At 40.1% G+C, this 18048-nt stretch carries 17 protein-coding genes; 4 read left to right on the forward strand and 13 right to left on the reverse strand.

All coding sequences use genetic code 11. The features are described 5' to 3' along the window. The first annotated feature begins 7 nt into the window (after positions 1-7). The 3 genes from QZ620_RS00750 to QZ620_RS00760 all read left to right on the forward strand — a co-directional run bounded on the left by QZ620_RS00750 (position 8) and on the right by QZ620_RS00760 (position 1434). Positions 8-565, forward strand: coding sequence for a hypothetical protein (locus QZ620_RS00750; protein ID WP_295178040.1), 558 nt, complete (start codon positions 8-10; stop codon positions 563-565). A gap of 1 nt (position 566) precedes the next feature. After that, positions 567-1163, forward strand: coding sequence for an inorganic diphosphatase (locus QZ620_RS00755; RefSeq protein ID WP_295178041.1), 597 nt, complete (start codon positions 567-569; stop codon positions 1161-1163). Positions 1164-1236: 73 nt separating this feature from the next. Next, positions 1237-1434, forward strand: coding sequence for a hypothetical protein (locus QZ620_RS00760; protein WP_141876892.1), 198 nt, complete (start codon positions 1237-1239; stop codon positions 1432-1434). A 69-nt stretch (positions 1435-1503) separates the two neighbouring features. On the opposite strand, the gene ftsZ is transcribed toward QZ620_RS00760, so the two are convergent. From ftsZ to mraZ, 13 genes are read right to left on the reverse strand one after another with little or no spacing between them, the layout of a single operon-like run. Continuing rightward, the gene (gene ftsZ, locus QZ620_RS00765) at positions 1504-3495 is read right to left on the reverse strand and encodes a cell division protein FtsZ (RefSeq protein WP_295178046.1); all 1992 of its coding nucleotides are present in this window, start codon (positions 3493-3495) and stop codon (positions 1504-1506) included. Between the two features lie 28 nt (positions 3496-3523). Further along, entirely contained in the window at positions 3524-4882 is a 1359-nt protein-coding gene (ftsA, locus tag QZ620_RS00770; RefSeq protein ID WP_141876890.1) for a cell division protein FtsA, read from the reverse strand. Positions 4883-4885: 3 nt separating this feature from the next. Next, positions 4886-5602, reverse strand: coding sequence for a cell division protein FtsQ/DivIB (locus QZ620_RS00775; protein ID WP_295178048.1), 717 nt, complete (start codon positions 5600-5602; stop codon positions 4886-4888). Next, positions 5592-6950 (reverse strand): UDP-N-acetylmuramate--L-alanine ligase, encoded by a 1359-nt coding sequence (murC, locus tag QZ620_RS00780; protein ID WP_295178050.1) that lies wholly within the window; start codon positions 6948-6950, stop codon positions 5592-5594. Before murC ends, QZ620_RS00775 begins: the two co-directional genes overlap by 11 nt. Continuing rightward, on the reverse strand, positions 6950-8047 hold the full coding sequence (gene murG, locus QZ620_RS00785; RefSeq protein ID WP_295178052.1) for an undecaprenyldiphospho-muramoylpentapeptide beta-N-acetylglucosaminyltransferase: 1098 nt from the start codon (positions 8045-8047) through the stop codon (positions 6950-6952). The genes murC and murG overlap by 1 nt, the downstream gene beginning before the upstream one ends. Beyond that, positions 8044-9252: an FtsW/RodA/SpoVE family cell cycle protein gene (locus QZ620_RS00790; protein WP_295178054.1), complete on the reverse strand. Its 1209-nt coding sequence runs from the start codon at positions 9250-9252 to the stop codon at positions 8044-8046. Before QZ620_RS00790 ends, murG begins: the two co-directional genes overlap by 4 nt. Before the next feature lie 27 nt (positions 9253-9279). Further along, a complete protein-coding gene (murD, locus tag QZ620_RS00795; protein ID WP_295178056.1) occupies positions 9280-10614 on the reverse strand; it encodes a UDP-N-acetylmuramoyl-L-alanine--D-glutamate ligase in 1335 nt (444 codons plus the stop codon). A 1-nt stretch (position 10615) separates the two neighbouring features. Next, positions 10616-11848, reverse strand: a complete 1233-nt coding sequence (gene mraY, locus QZ620_RS00800) for a phospho-N-acetylmuramoyl-pentapeptide-transferase (protein ID WP_295178058.1) — start codon at positions 11846-11848, stop codon at positions 10616-10618. Then, positions 11848-13314 carry a UDP-N-acetylmuramoyl-L-alanyl-D-glutamate--2,6-diaminopimelate ligase gene (locus QZ620_RS00805; RefSeq protein WP_295178060.1) on the reverse strand — a complete coding sequence of 489 codons (1467 nt, stop codon included), beginning with the start codon at positions 13312-13314 and terminating at the stop codon, positions 11848-11850. Before QZ620_RS00805 ends, mraY begins: the two co-directional genes overlap by 1 nt. After that, positions 13314-15305, reverse strand: coding sequence for a penicillin-binding protein (locus QZ620_RS00810; protein ID WP_295178062.1), 1992 nt, complete (start codon positions 15303-15305; stop codon positions 13314-13316). The genes QZ620_RS00805 and QZ620_RS00810 overlap by 1 nt, the downstream gene beginning before the upstream one ends. Positions 15306-15312: 7 nt before the next feature. After that, positions 15313-15630 carry an FtsL-like putative cell division protein gene (locus tag QZ620_RS00815; protein WP_141876881.1) on the reverse strand — a complete coding sequence of 106 codons (318 nt, stop codon included), beginning with the start codon at positions 15628-15630 and terminating at the stop codon, positions 15313-15315. Positions 15631-15635: 5 nt separating this feature from the next. Further along, positions 15636-16532 carry a 16S rRNA (cytosine(1402)-N(4))-methyltransferase RsmH gene (gene rsmH, locus QZ620_RS00820; RefSeq protein WP_295178097.1) on the reverse strand — a complete coding sequence of 299 codons (897 nt, stop codon included), beginning with the start codon at positions 16530-16532 and terminating at the stop codon, positions 15636-15638. Further along, positions 16519-16989 (reverse strand): division/cell wall cluster transcriptional repressor MraZ, encoded by a 471-nt coding sequence (gene mraZ / locus QZ620_RS00825; protein ID WP_295178065.1) that lies wholly within the window; start codon positions 16987-16989, stop codon positions 16519-16521. The genes rsmH and mraZ overlap by 14 nt, the downstream gene beginning before the upstream one ends. 290 nt (positions 16990-17279) lie before the next feature. Between mraZ and QZ620_RS00830 the strand changes: the two genes are divergently transcribed. Next, positions 17280-18044 carry an alpha/beta hydrolase gene (locus tag QZ620_RS00830; RefSeq protein ID WP_295178066.1) on the forward strand — a complete coding sequence of 255 codons (765 nt, stop codon included), beginning with the start codon at positions 17280-17282 and terminating at the stop codon, positions 18042-18044. The last annotated feature ends 4 nt before the right edge of the window (positions 18045-18048 follow it).

Here is an 18048-nt window from a genome sequence, read left to right on the forward strand (position 1 = left end):
GAAATCTATGTATAAAAAAGCTCTAATCTTTCTAGGCCTTTGCGCCGCGATGGTATCATGCACGAGTGATGAAGAAAACCCATTTCTAATAACTCCAACGCAAGTGGGACCTTTGAAAAAGGAGGTTAAGATCAACCAGTTAGATAGCATTTTCCAAAATGATAGTATTGTAAGACAAACAAGCGGTCCTGATGACTTTCGTTCTACAGATGAGATCAAGATCTTTGGTGAAGATGGTGCAGCTATAATGAGCCTGGAACCCTTGCAGGAATTCGACTCTACCAGTACCATTGGATATATTCGCATACTTGATTCCCGATACGAAACTAAGAACGGACTAAGTGTAAATAGTACCTTCAAGGATATCATGGAGAATTATACGATCTCAAGGATCGAGAATACGATAAATTCTGCCGTGGTATTTCTGGATGAGATCAATGCTTACATTACAATAGACAAATCACAGTTACCGTCTAATCTTCGTTATGATACGGATAGTAAGATCATGGCTTCACAAATCCCGGATGATGCAAAGATCAAATACTTTATGATCTACTGGAACTAGAATGAGAAGGTACCTGGCTATTCTTATTGTAATACTGTTTGCATCCTGCAAATCCAGACAGGACCTGCTGGCTACCAGTTTACTTTCGAAAAAAGGCAATTACCAGGCAGTGATCGAAATACCAGCAGGTACAAATGCTAAAGTAGAATACGATAAGGACTTAAGACTTTTTAGTACTTCCCTTCGTAATGGTAAGGAAAGGATTATTGATTTCCTGGCTTATCCTGCGAACTATGGGTTTATACCTTCCACTTATTCAGATCCCGCGAATGGAGGTGATGGTGATGCGCTGGACATTATGATTCTTAGCAGCACACTGCAATCTGGAGATATCGTGGAATTCATTCCAATTGGTATGATCAAAATGATAGATGCGGGCGAAGAAGACTTTAAAATTATTGCCATCCCAGCCAGAAGGGAATTAAGAACAATACAGGCTGAAAATTATCAGCAACTATCCAAAAATTACCCCGGAGCACAAAATATTCTGGAGACCTGGTTTTCAAATTATGATCTGGAAGACAATACGACAATCGAAGGTTGGGGTGATGAGAAGGAAGCAATTAAAGAAATTGAAAGGCTTCGGTTAAAATTGTAAAGTTTGTTAATATTGATTTCTGAATAAATTAAATAGATACTTTTAATTCTGATAACCAATATTTTAATGTCTTATGATTAAAGTTTTAGCAATGATTATGACCGTTGGTGGTGCGATCGCACTGGTAATGGGAGTTCTAGGAATCTTTGGAAGTATAGCACTTATGTTAAGCCCCTGGGCACTTACCATCCTGGGATTTGTATTCTTCGTAGCAGGAATTTCCATGCTTAAATATCGAAGAGATACAGATGAAGTTCCCGCACGAAAGTAATAAGTTCGCAAAATCTGAACATAAAAAAAGCTGCCCAAGGGCAGCTTTTTTGTTTCACTATGGTGACTTTTAGTCCACATTATCATGCAAGAAAGAATTGTTCTTTCTAAAATGCAATTCGTTATTGTCATCCTGCTCGATGCTGGTTCTGGAAAGTTTGCTTTCGCCAGGCTTCGAATTATTTAATTCGATTCCAGCTCTTTTATAAGCCGGCTGCTTTTCGATCTCATCGATCTGTGCTGAACCAGTTCTAAACTTATAATTGAACTCCTTCATCTTCGCTTTACGCTCTGCAGTGCGTTGACGCACAACTTCAGATGAAATTGGATTATCAAATGGATCATGCTCATCATTGTCATTCTCCCTTGAAGGTGCTGGCGCTACGGTCTTTTTCTCAAAAGCTACTGTTTCATCCCTTTCTTCTTCCTTTTCCGGAGCCTTAGAACTTTCAAGTTGTTGTTCCATTTCCATATAATCATCAAGACTATATCGCTTTACTCCCGTGGCAGAATTTTCGGTTACAGGGACGATCTCAACATGTTCGTTCACTCGAATATTTCTTGCAGACTGTTCCTCTTCTTCATTTAAAGAATGACGCTTTACCTCTTCTTTCTTTTCTGAAGCCTGTTTTTTCTCTTCCTTCTGATTCATTGGAATATCGAAAGTAAACATGAATTGTTCTTCACTTTCAGATTTACCTTCTTCAGATTCCTTAAAATTTTCGGTATCCAATGTTTCTGAAGTATCATTAATAATAAACTCTTCAGGATTTACTTCCTCATAGATAACATCAAGCTTTCGTGCGAAATCTGGTGTTTTGTAAATATCTTCTACCTTCTTCTGAATTTTACCAACCTCGTCTACTTCCTCTACATTCTCATCAAGCGTGTGAACGATCTTTTCTTCCTTTTTAGGTGCTTCAAATTCTATCTGGGCATCTTCAATATCATCGTTTCTATCCTGAGATACTTCAGAGACGGAACCAGTTCTTTTAGCGATCAATTCCTGCTCGGCTCTTTGCTCGTCTTCCAGGGTATGAATGATCTTTTTACTTTCCGTATTAGTAATCTCATTTTGCTGTTCTACATCGAAACCAGTAGCGATAATAGTTACAGCAATAGAGTCTTCTAAAGACTCGTCCTCACCAACACCCATAATGATGTTTGCACTATGTCCAGCTTCAAGCTGAATATGGTCATTGATCTCTCCAATTTCATCGATAGTGATCTCCTCGTTACCAGATACAATAAGCAGTAAAACATTTTTGGCTCCGGTGATCTTATTATCGTTCAATAATGGCGAATCAAGTGCTTTCATGATCGCATCTGTAGCTCTACTGGCACCTGAAGCCTGGGCAGAACCCATGATCGCAGTTCCAGAATTACTCAATACAGTCTTCGCATCGCGAAGGTCAATATTCTGAGTATAATGGTGCGTTATAACTTCTGCAATTCCTCTGGATGCAGTTGCCAACACTTCATCAGCTTTCGAGAATCCGGCTTTAAAACCAAGATTTCCATAAACCTCACGAAGTTTGTTATTATTGATCACAATGAGTGAATCTACATGCTTACGCAGTCTTTCAACTCCTAATTGTGCCTGTTCGTTTCTGTTTCTTCCTTCGAACTGAAATGGAATGGTCACGATACCAACCGTTAAAATATCCAGTTCTTTTGCCTGTTTTGCAATTATTGGAGCAGCACCAGTCCCGGTACCACCACCCATACCTGCAGTGATAAAAATCATCTTGGTATTGGTATCCAACATTTGCTTGATTTCCTCAAAGCTCTCTACTGCCGCTTTCTCACCGATCTCAGGGTTCGCACCTGCTCCAAGTCCTTCAGTTAAAGTTACTCCTAACTGAATCTTGTTTGGAACCGAACTGTTCTCCAAAGCCTGGGAGTCGGTATTACAAACAACAAAATCAACCCCTTTTATTCCTGCCTGGAACATATGGTTAATGGCGTTGCTTCCTCCACCTCCAACTCCAATCACTTTGATGACGTTCGATTGGTTTTTTGGTAAATCGAATGAGATGTCTCCAAATTCTGTACTGCTCATAAACTCTGTTTTACTGGTTGTATCTATTTTATTCTGCATTGTCTAAGAAATCCTTGAATTTCTCTGCCCATTTATCAAAGATGCTTTTTCGAGCTACCTTATTGGAAGAGGGCTCTTCCCTGTAAGTATCATACTCATCATCGTCCTCATCATGATTTTGCTCATCAACCTCATCTTCTACCATTTGGTTTTTAGAGAGCACAACTTCCTCCTGATACTTGTTATTCCCTTTTTCAAGGCTATTCATTACCAAACCAACTGCCGTAGCATATACCGGACTGGTGGTTTCTGAATCGTTATTCCCGGCCAGATGTTCGTTAGGATACCCTATTCTGGTATCCATTCCCGTAATATATTCTACCAGTTGCTTAAGATGCTTCAATTGAGCACCACCTCCGGTAAGAACGATTCCTGCGATCAATTTTTTCTTTTGCTCATCGTGACCGTAATTCTTGATCTCCAGGTAAACCTGGTCGATGATCTCTACTACTCGTGCGTGGATGATCTTGGAGAGATTCTTCAAAGTGATCTCCTTCGGCTCTCTTCCACGTAAACCTGGGATGGAAACGATCTCATTATCCTTGTTTTCACCTGGCCAGGCAGATCCAAATTTGATCTTCAGTAATTCTGCCTGTTTTTCAATGATTGAACATCCTTCCTTAATGTCTTCAGTAATCACATTTCCACCAAAAGGAATTACCGCAGTATGCCTAATGATACCATCTTTAAAAATTGCAAGATCTGTAGTACCACCTCCTATATCGATAAGTGCCACACCTGCCTCTTTCTCCTCCTGACTAAGAACTGCGTTAGCTGAAGCTAGAGGTTCCAGCGTGACTGCTGAAAGTTCCAGTCCGGCGCTTTTCACGCATCGACCAATATTTCTTATGGAAGAAACCTGTCCTACAACTACATGAAAGTTAGCTTCCAGTCTTCCACCGTACATCCCGATAGGTTCTTTGATCTCCGCCTGTCCGTCTACTTTAAATTCCTGCGGAAGGACATGAATAATCTCTTCTCCCGGTAACATTACCAGTTTATGGACCTGGTTGCACAACGTATGAATGTCTTCAGAATCTATGACCTCATCAGGATTTTGCCTGGTGATATAGTCACTATGCTGAAGGCTTCGAATATGCTGTCCCGCAATTCCAACTACCACTTCACTGATCTTTAAACCGCTATCGGCTTCTGCTTCCTGTATTGCCTGCTGGATAGACTGGATCGTCTGGGTGATATTATTCACCACTCCACGATGTACGCCCAGGGATTTGGATTTTCCTATGCCTACGATCTCTACTTTTCCATACTCATTCTTGCGGCCGATCATAGCCACAATCTTGGTAGTTCCAATATCTAATCCTACTGCAATATCGTTCTGTTCCATAAACTATTTTTTCGTGCACACAACCTGATCTCCAAATTGTAGGTTCACTTTTTTGTAGGTATTTAATTTCTTATCCTTCGTAGCCTTTTTGTAAAAGGCCTTAAAATTGTTAAACTTGAGATCTATCTTTGTAGTATCTCCAAAATAAACTTGAAAATCATTCTCTCTAAGTTCTAAAGCATAGGCTTCAGCATTTAAACGAGTAATTCCCGTTATATGTTTCCTCAGAAAATCATCATTCTGAACATAACTTACGATCCCGTAAACTTCAGCTACAGTACTTCCATCAAAACCAAACATTAGCGGCACTCTAGCCGAGTAATATTCTGATAATGGCATGATCTCTCCATTTCTATCCAGGTAAAATGAAGAATTTCCAGCTACCCTGCCTATTGGCTTTCTCTGACTTACGGTCGCTTTCAGTTTTCCGTCGAGTGTTAGAAATACTTCTGCATTTTCAATCATGTCATGATCGTTAAGCATAGCTTCCACTCTATTCAAATCTAAAGTTTCTTTATCTATGCTCGAGACACTGTCATTAGATTGTATTAACAATTTATTAACCACTTCCTCAGTCACATAGAGGTTCTCCGTCTCGGTAAAACTAACCTTGATATCGGTTAATTTTCTGTTCTTATGGCGATGTTCTGCAAAACCATAAAGTCCTCCTATTAGCAGGATTAAAATTAGAGGCTGTATAAACTTCAGACTACGCTTCATTCTGTAAGGCTTTTTGAACAGATTCAACTTCATCTCCTATATCACCAGCACCCATCATCACTACAACATCTGCATATTCAGACCTTATAGATTCAATAAGAGCATGTTTGCTAACAAGTCTCTTGTAATCATTTTCTATTTGTTCCAGTAACCAGGCTGAAGTGATGCCATCGATTGGGGTTTCTCGCGCAGGATAAATATCCATGAGAAAGACCTTATCAAATTCTGAAAGGCTGGAGGCAAAATCTTCAGCGAAGTCACGGGTACGGCTAAACAAGTGGGGTTGAAAAACCGCAAGAACAATTTTGTCTGGGTACATTGCACGAACCGCCTGATGTACTGCAGAAATCTCTGTAGGATGATGAGCATAGTCATCAATTAGCACCAGTTTATCGGTTTTAATCTTATAATTGAATCTACGCCTTACACCTTTGAAAGAATATAAAGCCCTGGCTAGATCGATGGTTGGGGATCCGTATTCGATCGCCATCGCCAGGGCTGTTATAGCATTCAGCAAATTGTGATTGCCGGGTAGATTAAATCTTAAATTTTCTATAGTTTGAGAAGGAGTCTTTAGATCAAAGACATAAGTACCATTCTCAATTTTTACGTTCTTAGCTGAATAATCACTCGCATCATTTATGCCAAGTGTCTTTCCACTTAGAGATAATTTGTTATTTACGAATAAAGTGCCGTTTTCAGGTATTTTTGCAGCAAACTCCTTAAACGATTTTTCCAGTTCTTCTTTACTTCCGTATATATCAAGATGATCTGCATCCATAGAGGTGATAGCCGCAATGTTGGGAGAAAGCCTAAGAAATGAACGATCAAACTCATCTGCTTCTACTACTACAACCTCATCGCCCTGCATGATCAGGTTTGACTGAATATCTTCACTAATACCACCCAGGAATGCAGTTACTTTCGCGCCAGTTTCTTTAAGCAAATGACCTAAAATAGCGGTTGTGGTAGTTTTTCCGTGAGTACCGGCAACGGCCAGGCAGTATTTATTAACGGTAACCATTCCTAGTAATTCAGATCTTTTAACGACCTCAAATCCTTCCTGTTGAAAATAATTAAACTGTTTATGACCTTTTGGAACTGCAGGAGTATACACCACGAGGCTGTTTTCCACATCCTCTAAAATATTCTGTGGAATAGTCTCAACCTCATCTCCATAACTAATATTAATTCCTTCCTTCTCCAGTTCTGCCGTAAGTTTCGAAGGTGTACGATCGTAACCACAAACCTTAGAGCCCTTCGCCTGAAAATATCTGGCGAGCGCACTCATCCCAATTCCACCGACACCGATGAAATAAAAATGTTCTATGTGATCAGGGTTCTTCATTAGTTTCTTTCTACCAGCTTTTCTACTTCGTCGACAATATCTGATGTTGCGTTAGGCAGCGCCAGTTGTTTTATATTTCTTGAAAATCTTTCCAGTCTTCTTTCATCCTTTAAAAAACTGAAAAAGCATGGGTCAAATTTTGCTGTAAGTTCATCTTCAGTAATCATCAATGCCGCATCATGATCTGTTACCGCCATGGCATTTTTCGCCTGATGATTTTCAGCAACATTAGGGGAAGGGATAAATAACACCGGTTTTCCTACTACGCATAATTCTGAAACGCTTCCAGCTCCAGCTCTTGAGATGATCACATCTGCAGCTGCATAGGCAAGGTCCATACGATTGATATATTCCTTCGCCACGATAGCTTCTGAAGCGTACTTTTTATAATCTGAATAATACAATTTCCCAATTTGCCAGATCAATTGTACATTTTCCTGTTCGAACCTTTTCAAATAGGTTTCAATAAGTTTATTGATCCTTCTTGCTCCCAGGCTTCCGCCTAAAATTAGTACTGTTTTCTTTCCAGTCTTCAGTTTAAAATATTCCTGAGCTTCCTGCCTGAGTGTATTTACCTTAAGCAAATCTTGTCTAACCGGGTTCCCAGTAATGACAGTTTTTTCCGCAGGGAAATAATCTTTTACATTTTTATAGGCAGCACAGATAACACTTGCGTTCTTGGCTAGTATTTTATTTGTGATACCTGGAAGACTATTCTGTTCCTGCACCAGCGTTGGAATATTTCTGGAGATCGCTACACGCAGTAATGGTCCGCTGGCAAATCCACCCGTACCAACGACTACATCTGGCTTAAATCTCTTTACAATCTTTCTCGATTTTGAGATACTACTAATTAACTTAAAAGGAAAAGATAAATTTCTTAGACTTAAGGAACGATCGATCCCTGTGATCCACAGACCTTCTATCTTATAACCAGCCTGAGGCACCTTCTCCATTTCCATGCGGTTCTTCGCACCTACGAACAATATCTCAGCTTCTGGATGACGACTTTTTATCTCATCTGCAATAGCGATCGCAGGATAGATATGCCCACCTGTTCCGCCACCTGATAATATAACTCGCATGTTCTTCTTCATATCGCTTCGCTCAAAATATCCAGAGGATTCTCTTCCTCGCCATTCAGGCTCTCATTTTCAAATTCTTTAATCTCTTCTCTTCTTGCACTTACACTCAGTATAATTCCAAGTGCGATGCAGGTCATCCAGATGGACGTTCCCCCACTACTTACCAGTGGCAAGGTTTGTCCTGTTACCGGAAATAATTCCACCGCGACACCCATGTTGATAAGCGCCTGGAAAACTATAGGCAATCCTACGCCCATTACCACCAGTTTACCAAATATGCTACTTGCTTTGGTTGCAACAATGACAATCCTGAATAACAGAAGCAAATAAGCCAGCATTACTCCAAAAGCTCCTATTAACCCCATTTCCTCCACGATGATCGCGTAAATGAAATCTGAAGAAGATTGTGGTAAAAAATTTCTTTGTACACTTTTACCAATTCCAGTTCCTGTAATACCACCCTGAGCGATCGCAATCTTAGCCTTCTCGACCTGGTATTGCTCATCTGCTTCCTCTCCATCGAAAAAGGTTTCAATTCGGCTTGACCAGGTATCGATCCTGTTTGGTAATAAACCTGGAAATGCTTTAGCTGTTAGCACAAAAATTCCCAGCATTACAATGCCGACACCAACGATGGCTGATAGGTATTTGATAGGATAACCTCCTAAGAACATCAGTATCAGCGTCATGACAAAAATGATCGCCGTTGTGGAGAAATTGGCCGGCAAAATTAGCACTAATACGGCGAAAACAGGCGCCCATAGCGGAATTATTGTCTCCTTAAATGTTACTTTTTTCTCGGTGATCTTAGAGAGATATCTTGCTACATAAACCATCAATACGACCGAAGCCAGAGTTGAAGACTGGAAGGATACATTTAATACCGGAATACGTATCCATCTACTGGCATAGGCACCATCAATAGTGGTCCCCTGGGCGATTGTAAAAATCAGCAAAACAATTACTATGGGGAGTAGCAAAATACTTATTCCCCGAAAGTAATGATAAGGTATTTTATGTACTGCGAATAACAGGCAAAAACCAAGAAGCAAGTGAAAAAAGTGCATGATAAGAAATCCGGTAGTACTACCATCTCCGTGGAGATAGGCCAGGTTACTACTGGCGCTGTACACCGGCAAAAAGGAAAAGATCGCCAGCAAAGCTGCTACCGCCCAGATCACTTTATCACCTTTTAAATTTGCAAATACGTTGCTCATTATCCTATTCAATAATTTTATTAATTCTTATAGATTACGAACGGCATTCTTAAACTGTCTGCCTCTATCCTCATAATTTTCGAATAGATCGAAACTCGCACATGCCGGAGACAATAACACATTATCACCTTTATCTGCTAATCTGTAAGCCATTTTAACGGCCTCATCCATAGACCCGGTTTCTACAAGGTTCTCCACGATATTTCCAAAAGCTCTTTTGATTTTCTCATTGTCAACTCCTAAACATATGATCGCCTTTACTTTTTCATTCACTAAAGGAAGTAGATCATCATAAACATTGCCTTTATCCACACCTCCAAGGATCCATACTGTTTCAGATTCCATACTTTCTAATGCGTAATAAGTTGCATTTACATTGGTCGCTTTGGAATCGTTGATATACATCACATTGTTGATCTTTAGCACCTTTTCAAGACGATGTTCCACACCCTGAAAATTAGCCATGCTTTCTCTTATGGTTTGCTTTCTAATTCTAAGCAACTGAGAAACGGTGGCCGCAGCCATTGCATTCTTGGTGTTGTGTTTGCCCTGTAGGGATATATCTGATGTTGACATAGTAAACTCGGTATTATTTATTTTTATAACAATGTTTGTATCTTCTAAGTAAGCGCCTTTTTCAAGTTTCTTTTCCATCGAAAATGGCAACTTTTGTGCTATCACAGGATTTTTCTCAAGCCATTCTGTGATCACTGGATCATCTGCATCGTAGATGAAATAATCTTCGGCTGTTTGATTCTTTGTTATTCTGAATTTTGATTCTATATAATTTTCAAATTTGTAATCATAGCGATCTAAATGATCTGGCGTAATGTTGGTCAAAATGGCTATATGCGGTTTGAAATCTTCGATTCCATCCAGTTGAAAACTGGATAATTCCAGAACAAACCAATTATGCTTATTTTCAGCAACCATTTTCGCATAGCTGTTTCCAATATTTCCACCCATTCCTGAATTTACCTCGCCGTTCTTCAGTAAATGCTGTATCAGGTTGGTCACCGTTGTTTTACCGTTGCTTCCTGTAATTCCAATTACCGGAGTTTCAGAAAACCAGGAAGCGAATTCAATTTCTGAGATAACAGGAATATCGTTCTTCCGAAGTTTTACAACAAGTGCAGCAGTTTCTGGAATACCAGGGCTTTTCATCACCACATTTGCATTCAGAATCTTTTCTTCCGAATGTTTCTCATCTTCCCAATCTATTTCCAGTTTTGTAAGAACATCACGGTACTTATCCTTGATCCTTCCTTTATCTGAAAGAAAAACCTCGTAGCCCTTCTCTTTCCCGAGAATTGCCGTACCAACTCCACTTTCTCCACCTCCTAATATGACCAGTCTTTCCATCCTAGCGTACTTTTAAGGTGACGATGGTAAGTATCGCCAGGAAAATTCCGATAATCCAGAATCTTACTACGATCTTACTTTCATGTCTGCCTTTTTTCTGATAATGATGATGAAGAGGGGACATCAAAAATATCCTTCTTCCTTCACCAAATTTTCTCTTAGTCCATTTGAACCAGCCTACCTGTAGTACTACTGAAAGATTTTCCACCAGGAAAATTCCACATAGTAATGGTATTAGTAATTCCTTTCTGGTCGCAATCGCAAGCACTGCGATAATTCCTCCAATGGTTAGACTTCCGGTATCTCCCATAAAAACCTGGGCTGGATATGTGTTATACCAAAGGAAACCAACTAAAGCACCGGCAAAAGCCGTTATAAAAATGGTCATCTCACCAGACCGTGGGATGTACATGATATTCAGGTAATCTGAAAATATGATATTACCCGAAACCCAGGCAAAGATTCCCAGGGTTAATACAATAATGGCCGATGATCCAGCGGCGAGTCCATCAATACCATCAGTAAGGTTCGCACCATTAGACACTGCCGTTACGATAAAGATCACAATAGGAATAAATATCAGCCACGCATAGTTTACAAGATCTGCATCTATCCAGCTTATTAAACTGGAGTATTCAAATTCGTTGTCCTTAACAAACGGAATGGTTGTACTGGTATCCTTTACTTCCGGACCCATATCTACAACCTCAGCTCTGGCAATCACATTTTCAGTAGGATTCGTGTCTGTAATTACTTCCTTTGTAGTAATCTGCGGATGGAAATACATGGTACATCCTACAATTAGACCAAGTCCAATCTGACCTATCACTTTAAAAATTCCCTTTAATCCTTCTTTATCTTTCTTAAATGTCTTGATATAATCATCCAGGAACCCGATCGCTCCCATCCATAGGGTGGTTATGATCAACAGGATGACGTAAATATTTTCCAGCTTTGCGAACAACAAAACAGGGATTAGCGTCGCAACTATAATGATTACGCCTCCCATGGTTGGTGTACCTGCTTTTTCTGTCTGACCCTTTAGCCCAAGATCTCTAACGCTCTCACCTATTTGTTTAGCTCTCAGGTAATTGATAATGTGTTTTCCATAGATCGTAGAAATTCCCAGCGATAATATGATCGCCATTGCAGACCTGAACGACAGGAACTCAAATAACTGTGCTCCTGGCAGCTGATATCTATCTTCTAAAAATTTAAACAGGTAATACAGCATTATTTATCCAGAGTTTTTAGAAATTCCTTTACAATTTTGAGGTCATCAAAATCAAATCGTTCTCCGTTTACCTCCTGGTAAGTCTCATGACCTTTCCCGGCAATTAGTATAATATCGTTGTTTGTAGCCATCTGGCAGGCCGTTCGAATTGCCTGTTTTCGGTTGGTTACGCTCATTATCTTTTTGAAGTTCTGAGGCTCCACTCCAGATTCCACGTCCTCGATGATCCTATCCGGATCTTCGGTTCTTGGATTATCGCTGGTGAAGATCACTTTGGTGCTTAATGCAGAAGCAATATGCCCCATTTTTGGTCTCTTAGTACTGTCTCTGTCACCACCACAGCCAACCACCGTAATCAAGTTTTCATTCTTGGTACGAATACTGTTGATGGTCTCCAATACATTCTTCAGTGCATCGGGTGTATGTGCGTAGTCAACAATTGCTGTTACCTTTTCTTTTTCTGAAATTATATACTGAAACCTCCCACTAACCGAACTCAGTTCGCTTATAATTCGAAGTGTTTCCAGGGTTTTTAATCCCAATAATTCCGCAGTGGCATAAATAGCAAGTACATTATAAGCGTTAAAAGTTCCTATCAGTCTGGACCATAATTCCTGGTCTCTTACTTTCAGAAGCAATCCTGTAAAATTGTTTTCAAGAATCTGAGCCTGGTAATCTGCATAGGATTTTAAAGCGTAGCTGTATTTCTTCGCTTTTGTATTCTGAAGCATTACATCACCATTCTTATCATCGATATTAGTAAGTGCAAAAGCTGAAGCTGGCAATTCATCAAAAAACCTTTTTTTCACATCACGATATTCTGCAAAATCCTTATGGTAATCCAGGTGATCATGCGAGAGGTTCGTGAAAATTCCGCCTTGAAATTTGAGAGCCGTCGTACGATGCTGATCGATTCCATGTGAACTTACTTCCATAAAGCAGAATTCCACACCGGCATCATTCATATCACTTAGATGTGAATTGATACTTATGGAATCTGGAGTCGTTCGAATGGCGGTACGTTCTTCATTTCCAACCATGATTTTCACCGTAGAAAGTAGTCCGCATTTAAATCCAGCTTTGGTAAATAAATCATATAGCAAAGTCGCAATGGTCGTTTTCCCATTGGTTCCGGTAACTCCCACCAGTTTTAGGTTTTCTGAAGGATTCTCGTAATAATTAGCTGAAATATACGCCAGCGCCCTCTTGGAATCTGCTACTTCAATATAAGTAACACCATTCACCTTTTCCTTCGGAAGCTCCTCACATACAATAGCAAGTGCTCCCTGATTTTCAGCATTTTTAATATAGTCATGACCGTCACTTAAGCTTCCTCGAATAGCGATGAAAACATCATTTAGAGAAACTTTTCTGGAATCGAAATGAATATCGCGTATGGTCACCCCGGTATCTCCGGAAACCGACTTAATATTTACTTTATAGAGTATGTCTTTTAAAACCTGCATTAACTCAATTCAAGATTTACGATGGCGTTATTATCTATTTTTTTTCCTGCCGAAACAGATTGTCTTTTTACCACTCCTTTTCCATTCAACCGAACCTGTATCCCAAGATTCTCAAGGATAGAAATCGCATCCATTGCCGGCATTCCGGTAACATCTGGCATCAGCATTTTTTCATCCTGTATGCTTGCGTAGTACGTGTCAAAGTCGGCTTGGATATCCTCGTCTTCAAAATCAAGATTTTCGAGCTCATCCATCACCGGTGTGTCGGTATAGATCTTTCTGGCGATATCTTTAAAAACCGGTGCCGCTACGATATTTCCGTAATACCCTTTTCTTCTATTAGGCTTATGAATCACCACAATACAGGAGTATTTAGGATCTTCGGCAGGAAAATATCCGGCAAAAGAAGCTATATATCTACCTGGTTCTATCCAGTATTCGGTCTGGCACGTTCCTGTCTTACCGGCCATCGAAAAGTTTTCAGTATAGATATTGGCAGCTGTGCCGCGTTCAACCGTATTCTTCATCATCTCACGAACCTTGGCTGCAGTTTCTGGAGAACAGATAGATGGGTTCATCACCTGCTTATCCATGGTGATTATAGACTTATCCCGATCTTTCACCGCCTTGATAAATCGCGGCTTGATCATTTCACCGTCATTTGCGATCGCATTGTAAAAAGTTAGCGTTTGCAAAGGAGTAATTGCCACCCCATAACCAAAGGCCATCCAAGGCAAACTCAAGCCATTCCAGGATTTGTCCTGAGGGTGAGGAATTCGGGGAGAGCCCTCACCTTTAATTTCAAGACCTATCTTATCATTAAGACCCATGTCGTATAATCTATCTACGAATTTGGACGGGTCATTCTTATAACCTTCAGTGATCATTTTGGTAAAGGCTGTATTAGAAGACAATTCAAAAGCCTTCGCCGCCGAAATTTCACCATAACCACCATGATGTGAATCCCGTACAGGGCGACCGTAAAACCGCACCACACCTTTTTCTGTATCAATAACCTGGCTGGTATCCACTACCTCATCCTCCAGTGCAGCTACCATCGCCATTAATTTAAAAGTAGAACCAGGCTCGTGGGCTTCGTATACTGCGTAATTTCTTTTTTCGAAATAAGTCCCGTCTTCTGTGCGCCCAAGATTTGACATTGCTTTGATCTCACCAGTTGCGGTTTCCATAACCACTACGGTACCATGATCTGCCTCAAAATGCTCTAATTGACGTAATAGTGAATGATGCGCGATATCCTGAATATTTACATCGATAGTAGAAATAACATCATAACCATCTTTTGGCTCCATTTCGTTATTATCACTAATAGGTTTCCATTGTCCTTTAGCTATCTTCTGCTTTAAACGACGACCATCTGTACCTCTCAGGTAGTTACTAAATGCGCCTTCCAGGCCAACGCGTGTAAAATATCCATTCTCATCCCTACGCTCATAGCCCACGGTTCGTTCTCCCATTTTACCTAGCGGATGCTCTCTAACCGTGCTTTGTTCCGTGATCATTCCACCTTTGAAAGCACCAAGATTGAACATGGGAAAACTCTTGATCTTCATGTATTCTGAATACCCAAGATTCTTAGCGATCAATACATAGCGCTGTTTATTTGCACGCGCTGTTCTTAATTTCTGGGAATAATAGGAAGCAGAACGTCCTAGCATTTTGGACAGCTTAGCAGACAACTCTCCTATGTTCTCTTCAAAATTTTTGTCTGAAACAGTTACGGCATCAAATCGAATGTCATATTTGGGAACTGAAGTAGCCAGTAGATTTCCATTAGAATCGTAAAGATTCCCTCGATTCGCAGGAATTTTAAAATTTCTTAGAGTACGCTCTTCCGCAAGACTTTTGTAATGTTCACCATGAACAAACTGAATATTCAGCAATTTCACCCCTACCGCGATTGCGAAGAGGAACAGGCAGCCGGCCACGAAATACATACGATTCAGGATGCTTTTTTCTGTTGTTGCCATTTAAGGTTTATTCTTTTATGATGACTCTAATTTTGTTCGGTGGCGTATCAGACGGTCCAATACCTTTACCCGACATAGATTCGGTGATAGTGGATTCCATTTTGATCTTCATGAGATCTGATCTTCGTTCAATATGCTCACTTCTCAACTCCTTCACTTCTGTGCTTAATCTTGCGATCTGATGCACCTTCTTCTCTGCATTGTGAGAACTGGCGATCATGATAATTGCCAGAACGGTACAATAGACAATGAACCGCCAGTTTTTTACAGCATCTTCGCTAATAAGAAAATTAGCCTTGAGTATATTGTAAAACCCTTTCTTCATAATTCTTAAAGCTTACGCGCCACCCTTAATTTGGCACTTCTCGCCCGGTTATTTTGTTTTATTTCATCTTTCGAGGGAATGATGAGTCCGCTGGTTTTCCTGAACGGGACATCTATGTTACCATACATGTCTTTTTCCGGTTCTCCTTCAAACAACCCACTCCTTATATATCTTTTTACCAACCTGTCTTCAAGAGAATGGTAAGAGATCAAACTCAACCTTCCGTCTTTACAGATCACTTCTTCAGTTTGCTGAAGAAACTCTTTGAGCACTTCAATTTCCTGATTCACTTCTATACGAATTGCCTGATAGATCTGCGCCAGGATCTTATTTTCCTTTCCGCGGAATAAATGCGGCTTCAATAGATCCTTTAGTTGCTCACTGGTTTCTATAGCTCCTTTTTTTCTTTCTTCCACGATGGTACGGGCAAGTTTGGGTGCGTTTTTCAAATCTGCATACGCATAGAACAACTTCTTCAGTTGCTCCTCTTCGTATTCATTAATGACTTCGTATGCACTAAGCTTATCTCCCTGGTTCATTCTCATGTCCAGCCTGGCATCGAATCTTGTTGAAAACCCTCTTTCAGCTTCATTGAACTGATGTGAGGAAACACCAAAATCACCAAGAATTCCATCAACTTCCTTTACACCGTAGAATCTTAGAAATCTCTTCAGAAATCTAAAGTTCTCATTGATAAGTGTAAAACGTTCATCCTCTATCTTGTTCTCCAACGCATCCCTGTCCTGGTCAAAAGCGTATAATTTCCCAGAAGGTCCAAGCCTGCTCAAAATCTCCCTGGAATGACCACCGCCTCCAAAGGTCACATCTACGTAAACTCCATCTGGCTGGATATTCAAGCCATCAACAGATTCCTTTAAAAGAACAGGATTATGATAGTCCATCATGCTCGTCGTTACCCATCACTTCTTCAGCAAGACTTGCAAAGTCATCATCTGAAGAACCTTCGATGGCGTTTTCATATTTATCTTTATCCCATATTTCTACGATGGCAATCGCAGAAGACAGGACAATCTCCTTATCAATTCCGGCAAATCCTATTAGATCCTTCGGAATTAGAAGTCGACCATTCGAGTCTACTTCCACTGTTTTTACACCGGCCGTAAACCTTCTTATAAAATCATTGTTTTGCTTTTTAAACCTGTTCAGTTTATTGATCTTCGTCATCATGATATCCCATTGTTCCATAGGATATAATTCCAGACAAGGCTGAAAAACTGATCTTTTGATCACAAAACCATCCTGCAACATTGGAGTCAATTGCTTTTTCAATGCTGAAGGAACCATTAACCGGCCCTTAGCATCTACTTTACATTCGTATGTCCCAATGAGATTTACCACGCTTTGACTTTATAAAGTCAAATATATTGAAAATAATACCACATTTTACCACTTTCTACCACAATGTTGATAAGTTTTACCACCGTATGTGATTGAAAACCTACGAAATAGCTCTATTTCCTTATTATTCAGACTCTTGAAAATTCGTGGGAAAAAATGGAGCAATTAGTTTAGTTTTTAGCTGAAATCTTATATTCCCACTTACCAGAAATGAGTTTGCAGTTAATCAAAAATGATTATACTTGTATCGAAATCGCTATATTTGCGATTGCTAACCGCAAAGGCTATCAATGAAAGATCACTTAAGGCAGGAGGGGAAATTCACATATCTAGAAAAAGGCGAAGGCACCCCGATTGTTATTCTTCACGGACTTATGGGAGGCCTAAGTAATTTTGACGGAGTTGTAAGTTACTTTCCGGAAAATGGCTATAAGGTGTTAATCCCGGAATTACCACTTTACTCAATGTCCCTTCTCAAGACCAGTGTAGGAACGTTCGCGAAATATCTTAAAGAATTTCTGGACCATAAAGGTTACGAAAAAGTGATTCTGCTTGGTAATTCCCTTGGAGGTCATATTGCACTACTGGCGACTAAAATGTTTCCTGAAAGTGTAGAAGCTTTGGTTATTACCGGTAGTTCTGGTTTATATGAGAATGCCATGGGCGAGAGTTATCCAAGACGTGGTGATTACGAATTTATCAAGAAAAAAGCTGAAGCTGTTTTTTACGATCCTCAGGTTGCAACCAAGGAGATCGTGGATGAAGTATATGAAACAGTAAGTGATCGAAATAAACTGGTAAAGACACTGGCCATTGCCAAGAGTGCAATTCGACACAATATGGCGAAGGATCTTCCAAAGATGAAAACTCCTACCTGCATTATCTGGGGGAAAAATGATACGGTCACTCCTCCTGAAGTTGCTGAGGATTTCCAGAGGTTATTACCAGATTCAGATCTTTACTGGATCGATCAATGTGGTCATGCCGCTATGATGGAACATCCCGAGGAATTCAATGAAGTGCTTCACGCATGGCTTAAAGAAAGAGCTATCTAAAAAT

Source organism: uncultured Christiangramia sp. (assembly GCF_913046405.1).
In the GTDB taxonomy this organism is placed as follows: domain Bacteria; phylum Bacteroidota; class Bacteroidia; order Flavobacteriales; family Flavobacteriaceae; genus Christiangramia; species Christiangramia marina.